Annotated in this window: 9 protein-coding genes and 1 pseudogene; 7 read left to right on the forward strand and 3 right to left on the reverse strand. The window is 68.9% G+C overall.

All coding sequences use genetic code 11. From position 1 onward, the window contains the following. The first annotated feature begins 1 nt into the window (after window position 1). The 7 genes from AAW13_RS18425 (at window position 2) to AAW13_RS18455 (ending at window position 5,188) form a co-directional block, all read left to right on the forward strand. Window positions 2-952 (forward strand): ABC transporter substrate-binding protein, encoded by a 951-nt coding sequence (locus AAW13_RS18425; RefSeq protein WP_046727328.1) that lies wholly within the window; start codon window positions 2-4, stop codon window positions 950-952. 105 nt (window positions 953-1,057) lie between these two features. Next, the gene (locus AAW13_RS18430) at window positions 1,058-1,924 is read left to right on the forward strand and encodes a tyrosinase family protein (protein ID WP_046727329.1); all 867 of its coding nucleotides are present in this window, start codon (window positions 1,058-1,060) and stop codon (window positions 1,922-1,924) included. Between the two features lie 123 nt (window positions 1,925-2,047). Continuing rightward, window positions 2,048-3,460, forward strand: a complete 1,413-nt coding sequence (locus AAW13_RS18435; protein ID WP_046727330.1) for a condensation domain-containing protein — start codon at window positions 2,048-2,050, stop codon at window positions 3,458-3,460. A 152-nt stretch (window positions 3,461-3,612) separates the two neighbouring features. Then, window positions 3,613-3,858 carry a hypothetical protein gene (locus AAW13_RS18440; protein WP_046727331.1) on the forward strand — a complete coding sequence of 82 codons (246 nt, stop codon included), beginning with the start codon at window positions 3,613-3,615 and terminating at the stop codon, window positions 3,856-3,858. Window positions 3,859-3,894: 36 nt separating this feature from the next. After that, window positions 3,895-4,275: a hypothetical protein gene (locus AAW13_RS18445; RefSeq protein ID WP_046727332.1), complete on the forward strand. Its 381-nt coding sequence runs from the start codon at window positions 3,895-3,897 to the stop codon at window positions 4,273-4,275. A 131-nt stretch (window positions 4,276-4,406) separates the two neighbouring features. Then, window positions 4,407-4,679 (forward strand): hypothetical protein, encoded by a 273-nt coding sequence (locus AAW13_RS18450; RefSeq protein WP_046727333.1) that lies wholly within the window; start codon window positions 4,407-4,409, stop codon window positions 4,677-4,679. A 164-nt stretch (window positions 4,680-4,843) separates the two neighbouring features. After that, entirely contained in the window at window positions 4,844-5,188 is a 345-nt protein-coding gene (locus AAW13_RS18455) for a hypothetical protein (RefSeq protein ID WP_240528646.1), read from the forward strand. A 67-nt stretch (window positions 5,189-5,255) separates the two neighbouring features. Here the strand turns inward: AAW13_RS18455 and AAW13_RS18460 are convergent, their stop codons facing one another. From AAW13_RS18460 to AAW13_RS18470, 3 genes and pseudogenes are all read right to left on the reverse strand, one after another. Beyond that, window positions 5,256-5,546 carry a hypothetical protein gene (locus AAW13_RS18460; RefSeq protein ID WP_046727335.1) on the reverse strand — a complete coding sequence of 97 codons (291 nt, stop codon included), beginning with the start codon at window positions 5,544-5,546 and terminating at the stop codon, window positions 5,256-5,258. Window positions 5,547-5,792: 246 nt separating this feature from the next. Further along, entirely contained in the window at window positions 5,793-6,074 is a 282-nt protein-coding gene (locus AAW13_RS18465) for a hypothetical protein (protein WP_046727336.1), read from the reverse strand. 204 nt (window positions 6,075-6,278) lie between these two features. After that, window positions 6,279-6,557, reverse strand: a pseudogene (locus AAW13_RS18470) (hypothetical protein); the annotation flags it as partial.

Below are 6,557 nucleotides of genomic sequence, written 5' to 3' on the forward strand. Positions count from 1 at the left end.
CATGCGCCGCACCACTTTCGCCGCCGTCTCCTGCGTGCTGGTCCTCACGACCGGCTGCGGTGCCGCCGACATGACCAGGCAGGCCTCGCCGTTCGCCAACGCCCAGGGGGCGAAGTCGGTGACCCTGTCCGTGCAGTCCTGGGTCGGCGCGCAGTCCGACGTGGCCGTCGCCCAGTACCTGCTGGAGCACGAGCTCGGCTACCGGGTGGACACCGTGCAGGTCGACGAGGTCCCGGCGTGGGACGCGCTCAGCCAGGGCCGCGTCGACGCGATCCTGGAGGACTGGGGCCACCCGGACCAGGAGAAGCGGTACGTCGACGACAAGAAGACCATCGCGCGGGCCGGCGGTCTCGGGGTCACCGGGCACATCGGCTGGTTCGTGCCGACCTACCTGGTCAAGCAGCACCCGGACATCACGGACTGGAAGAACCTGAACAAGTACGCCTCGCTGTTCCGCACCGCGGAGAGCGGCGGCAAGGGGCAGCTGCTGGACGGCTCACCGTCGTACGTCACCAACGACAAGGCGCTGGTGCGCAACCTGAAGCTGGACTACCAGGTCGTCTTCGCCGGTTCCGAGGCCGCCCAGATCACCCAGATCAAGCAGTTCGCCAAGGAGAAGAAGCCCTTCCTGACCTACTGGTACGAACCGCAGTGGCTGTTCAAGAAGGTGCCGATGACCGAGGTGAAACTGCCCGCCTACAAGGAGGGCTGTGACGCCGACGCGGCCAAGGTCGCCTGCGCCTATCCGCACACCCCGCTCCAGAAGTACCTCAACGCGGACTTCGCGCGGAGCGGCGGCAGGGCGGCGGCCTTCCTGAAGAAGTTCAGGTGGACGACCGAGGACCAGGACCAGGTCTCCCTGATGATCGCCGAGCAGAAGCTGAGCCCCGAGGAGGCCGCGAAGAAGTGGGTGGACGCCCACCCCGACGTGTGGAAGCGGTGGTTGTCCTGACCTGACCGCCGGGCGCGGCCACCGCGTCACCGGTCCGGCCGTAGCGCGGTGACCCGAAGGTGTGTCCGGCGGTTACCCCTCCGCCGATGCCCGAGGGAGGCGCACGTGGTCCACGTCCGAAAGAACGTCAACAGACTGACCCGAGCCGAGCGGCGCCGGTTCGTGGGTGCTCTGCTGGAGGTCAAACGCCGCGGTGAGTACGACGAGTTCGTACGGGTGCACATCGCGCACAACTCCGCCGACCGGGAACACCGGTTGCGCACCGCCCACATGGCGCCGACCTTCCTGCCCTGGCACCGCAAGCTGCTCCTCGAACTGGAGCAGGCGCTGCGCAGGGTGGACGCGTCGGTGACCGTGCCGTACTGGGACTGGACCCGGGACCGGACGCCGAACTCCCGGCCGTGGACCGATGATCTGCTGGGCGGCAACGGACGGCGCTCGGACCGGCAGGTGATGACCGGTCCGTTCGCCTACCGGGCGGGCCACTGGAAGATCACCGAGAACGTGACCGACGTGCACTACCTCACCCGTGACCTCGGCCGGGCCCGCGCCCCGATCCAGCTGCCGACCGAGCGCGACCTGGAGTTCGCGCTGGCCGACCCGGTCTACGACAGCTGGCCCTGGAACTCGGCGGTCACCCGCGGGTTCCGCAACCGGCTGGAGGGCTGGGGGAGGGGCGGGGGCAGCGTCTCCTGGCTGAACCACAACCGGGTCCACCACTGGGTCGGCGGGGTGATGGTGAGCGCCGCCTCCGTCAACGACCCCGTGTTCTGGCTGCACCACTCCTTCGTCGACCTGCTGTGGACCCGCTGGCAGCGCCGGCACCCCGGCCACCGCTACCTGCCCGCCCGGCCACCCGGCACCGGCGACCCCCAGCACGGCCGGGTCGTCGCCCGGTACGAGCGGATGCCGCCCTGGGACGTCACACCGGCCCAACTGGAGGACGTGAGCGGGATCTACAGGTACGAGTGAGGCGGGGCGCTTGTCCGTTCGAGATGTCACACGTCCCGCTGAAACGGCGGCGACACACCGGCCATCGCGCGCGTACGGCGTCACCTTGATGAAGCTGGTGTCTTCTGCGAAGGAGACGCCACCGTGCGAATTTCTGACATCCAGCGCTGCGAAATCCGGCCGGGACGGCTCGTCGAGTGGAGGTTCAGCCCGGTGACCATCGCGGCCGCGGCAGCGCTGCCACCGGATCCGAGGCCGCCGGCGTACATCCAGGAGTCGCACATCAGGACGGCCCGGTCGGTGCGGGAGGACGGACTGTTCGTACCGACCTGGCTCGGTGCCGCGTTCGACCTGCCCGGCCGGGTCGATCTCGACGCGCTGGAGCGGGCGTTGTGCGACTGGACGCTCCGTCACGAGACGCTGCGCAGCGGCTTCCGGTGGGCCGGTGACGACATGCACCGGTTCACGCTCGACGAGGACGACGTGTCGCTGCACCGCGAGGTGGTCGGCGACTTCACCGACGCGGGGGCGCTGACCCGCTACCTACAGGATCGGTTCGACGCGGCGGCGGACGCGCTCGGCTGGCCGAACCTCATCTACACGGCCGTCGTACGCGAGGACTCCACCAGCGTCTACATGGCGTTCGACCACACCAACGTCGACGCCTACTCCATCCACCGGCTCCCGGACGAGATCCGCGGCCTGTACGCGGCGGCCGTCACCGGCAGGCCCGTCACCGGTCCGTCGGCGGGGAGTTACGTCGACTTCTGCGAGCAGGAGCGGGCCAACGCGGACGGCATCGACGACACCCACGCGATCGTCGCGCGCTGGCGGGAGTTCATCGCCCGGTGCGGCGGCCGGCTCCCGGAGTTCCCCGTCGACCTCGGTCTGCGGCCCGGCGGCGTGCTGCCCGCCCAGAAACTGGTGTGCGAGCCGCTCGTCGACGCGGACGCGGCCGCCGCGTTCGAGGCCTACTGCCGTCCCTACGGCGGCAGTCTGGTGGGCATCCTGGCCGCCACCAGTCTGATCGTCCACGAACTCGGCGGGCAGCCGGTCTACCGCACCGTCGTGCCCTTCCACACCCGGCTGAAGTCCGCGTGGTCGGACTCGGTGGGCTGGTACGTCGGCGGCGCACCCATCGAGGTGCCCGCCGCGCGCGACCTGGAGGGCGCGCTGGAGACGGTCCGTGCCGAACTGCGGGCCAACCGGTCGCTGGCGCGGATCCCGCTGGCCCGCGTACTGCGGCTGCTGGGCGCCGACTTCAGGCCGACCTCGCCGGACATGTACTCGATCATCTCGTACGTGGACGCCCGCCTCATCCCCGGTGCGGCGGACTGGGCCGAGCAGAAGGCGTACGGGCTGCTGCGGGTGTCGTACGGCGACCAGGTGTGCGCCTGGGTCAACCGGCTGCCCGAAGGTCTCTGGTTCGCCTGCCGGTACCCGGACACCGACATCGCCTACAAGAACGTGCGGCGGTACGTCGAGAGGCTGCGGGACCTGATCCTCTCGGTGCCCGCCCCGGACCATCCGAGGGCCACGGAGCTTGCGCTCTCCTGACCCAACTCGCCATATCCATAAGGTGATTATGTGCTGCTATGTCACCCTGGGGATGGATGTCCGTTGTGGAACCCCTTGTCCTGCTACTGCTAGTGTTCACCGAGTCACGCTAGGCAACCAATTCCCTGTATGAGCAAAGGACCGAGGGTTCCATGCGCAAGCTTCAGCAGGTCGTGATCGCAGCAGTGGCGGCGGCCGGTGGGCTGTCCGCCGTCGGCGCCACCCCCGCCGTGGCCGACTCCTACGACAGTGGGCCGACGGTGTCCAACCAGTACCGCCCGTACCAGGAGTGCAGCCCGCAGACGGTGTCCGAGAACGACGTCCCGGTCGCCGTGCTCGGCCTCGCCGACACCCTCGACACCACCTGTGGCCAGTACAACCAGGCTTTCGCCGGCTGAGTTCGGCGGGTGCCCTCACGAAGGAAAGCGCATCACATGTTCAGCGGGAAGAAGATCGCGGCCGTCTCGGGGCTCGTCGGCGGCCTCGCCGTGGCCTGTGCCGGCCTCGCCTCGGCGTCCGCGGTGGCGGGTCCGGGTGCGTGCACCGACGACCTCATGGGCAACCTCACCTGCACCCAGCGGATCAGGGGTGAGGTTCCCGAAGGCGGTTCGCTGCCGCACCAGGAGACCTGCAAGCCGGTGCAGCCCGTGCAGCTGCCGGCCGTCCTGGGCCAGGGCACGGAGCGGCTCGGCCCCGAAGTGACCTGTTCCCCGACGACCGTAGGGGTGGCGCCCGTGGAGAAGGGCGACGAGCAGGAGCCGGGCACCGGTCCGTTCGGTGTCATGAGCCGGATCCTCCCGGTCGGCGTCCAGTAGCGCTTATACGGCAGACGGGGCCGACGCGCCACACGCCGGGTGCAGATCCCAGGGTGACTACGGAACGTGTGTATATGCTCACATTAAGTAGTCAAGCCGGGCCTTCCAGCCTGGACGAGAAAGGGTCAATCATGCGTAAGTTTCAGCGCGTCGCACTCGTAGCGGCGACGGTTGCGGGGCTCTCCCTCCTCGGTGCCGGGGTCAGCTCCGCCGCCGGTGGCGAGGACGCGCCCCCGCAGATCACCGCCGTGGCCAACTCGACCGCCAACGCCCTGGCCGTCGGCGGCGGTTACTACGCCGCCCCGCAGGCCGAGCCGCAGGCCCAGCCGGAGGCGCAGCCGCAGGAGCAGGGGAACCCCGGCCCCGAGCAGGGTGGTTACGACGAGAACCAGGGTGGCGAGTAAAGACGCACCCCGCGCGAACTCGGCGTCACGCACCGGTACGGCAGTGATCTGCCCTCCGGTGTGCTGAGTGACAACCATGGCGAAGGCAGCCCGGACGCACCCCGACTCCGTCGAGGTTCGCGTCCGGGCTGCGTTGCATTCACCTCCGTAGAGAAAGACATCTCATGTTCACTGCACGCAGGATGGCCACCGTCTCGGGGCTCGTCGGAAGCCTCGCCGCGCTCTGTCTCGGCGCCGGGCAGGCCCACGCGGACGGATCCCCGGACGACTGCCGGACCACCGCCCAGGGCGGCACCGTCTGCGTTCACAAGAGCGAGGCCCGTTTCGACAAGAACGGCACGCACGTGCTCAAGCAGGCGCAGGACTGCTCGACCTCGGACCGTCCGCAGGTGATGTTGCCGGGCGACCAGCCGGAGGGCACGGGACCCGCCACCGTCGGAGAGGTGGTGGACTGCTCCAACAAGGCCGACCTGCCCAAGGGCTTCAAGCGGCCGCACATCGAGTTCTGAGCCCCCGGAAACGACAATCCCCGGTTTCCCGGCCGACGGCCGGGAAACCGGGGATTGTCGTTCTGCGTTACTTTCCGAACGAGTTGCTGCATCCCATGGACGAGCCCAGGGACGACTGCTGCGCACCCGAGTTGCCCTCGCCGTTCAGCAGGTTGCCGCCCAGGCCGTTGAGGATGCCGACCTCGCCGAGGATGTCCAGGTTCAGGTCGTGCGACCGGCAGCTGCTGCTCTGCTGGATGTTGAACTCGTCGCCGCCCTTCTTGCCCCAGCCCTGGTCGGCGTGGGCGGCGCCGGCGCCCAGGAACCCGAGGCTCCCGAATGCGGTGACGATAACGGCGGCGGTGCGGAGCTTGTGCATGTCATCTCCGATGTGGAATGGGGTGGATGCGATCCGGGGGGAAATCGCCATCTGTGTCATAAAGGCTGATACGAAATACCCGGTACATCCGGACGACGCGCCGAATACCGTTCGTATTTCGCTACCTTGGCGACCCCCGACACACACGAATGGTCCCGGCGCCCGGTGTTCCGCCCGGCGCCGGGACCATGTGCCGTCCGGCGCCGTGGCGCCGGACGAGACCTCGGAAGGCTGTGGTCACAGGCCTCAGAAGGCGCTGTTGTTGCAGCCCATCGTCGAACCGAGGTTGGTGGCCTGGGCGCCCGGGTTGCCCTCGCCGTTCAGGGCGCTGCCCAGCAGGCCGTTGAGCAGGCCGACCTCGCCGAGGACGTCGAGGTTCAGGTCGTGCGACTTGCAGTGCGAGCTCTGGTTGATGTTGAACTTGTCGCCCTGCCCGTGGCCCTCGCCGCCGGCGTAGGCCGTGCCGCTGACCAGGCCGATGCTGCTGAGGGCGGCGACCAGGACGGCGGCGTTGCGAAGCTTGCGCATGTCATCTCCGTGGAGTGGGGGGTGCGATCTGTGCCAGATCGACTTTTTACAGTTACGGGAGATTAGTACGTAATACGCCAAATCCGGCAGCGACGCGCTGTTTTCTTCGGCGTCTGACAGAAACACCCGAAAAGTCGTATGGCCCGTGCGCAGGCTGTCGCCCGCGGTTCGCCAAATGCCGGGGCCGAGCGCCGACTTCGGCCGTCAGCCCTGGCGCTGCGCGCTGGCGAGGGCGTTGGACTGGCTGTTGGCCTGGTTGCAGTCGACGCCCCGGGTCTGGGAGGCGGCGAGCAGGGCGACCGGGATGTTCGCGTCGAGCAGGGACTGCGGGCTGCACTCCTGGTACGGGCGGAACATGTTGCTCTGGGTCACCGGGCCGCCCTGGGCGACCTGCTGCGGGGCCTGGGGCGAGATCTGGGGGCTGATCTGCGGGTTCAGCTGGGGGTTGAGCTGCGGGGCGACCTCGGTGCCGCGCTGCGGCGC

This window comes from Streptomyces humi, from assembly GCF_001005085.2.
Classification (GTDB): Bacteria; Actinomycetota; Actinomycetes; order Streptomycetales; family Streptomycetaceae; genus Streptomyces; species Streptomyces humi.

Bases quoted from the DNA above. Each gene is read 5' to 3' on its own strand.
- AAW13_RS18425 (WP_046727328.1), top strand. From the start codon at position 2: ATGCGCCGCACCACTTTCGCCGCCGTCTCCTGCGTGCTGGTCCTCACG.
- AAW13_RS18440 (WP_046727331.1), top strand. From the start codon at position 3,613: ATGCGCAAGCTTCAGCAGGTCGTGATCGCAGCAGTGGCGGCGGCCGGT.
- AAW13_RS18445 (WP_046727332.1), top strand. From the start codon at position 3,895: ATGTTCAGCGGGAAGAAGATCGCGGCCGTCTCGGGGCTCGTCGGCGGC.
- AAW13_RS18450 (WP_046727333.1), top strand. From the start codon at position 4,407: ATGCGTAAGTTTCAGCGCGTCGCACTCGTAGCGGCGACGGTTGCGGGG.
- AAW13_RS18455 (WP_240528646.1), top strand. From the start codon at position 4,844: ATGTTCACTGCACGCAGGATGGCCACCGTCTCGGGGCTCGTCGGAAGC.
- AAW13_RS18460 (WP_046727335.1), bottom strand. From the start codon at position 5,546: ATGCACAAGCTCCGCACCGCCGCCGTTATCGTCACCGCATTCGGGAGC.
- AAW13_RS18465 (WP_046727336.1), bottom strand. From the start codon at position 6,074: ATGCGCAAGCTTCGCAACGCCGCCGTCCTGGTCGCCGCCCTCAGCAGC.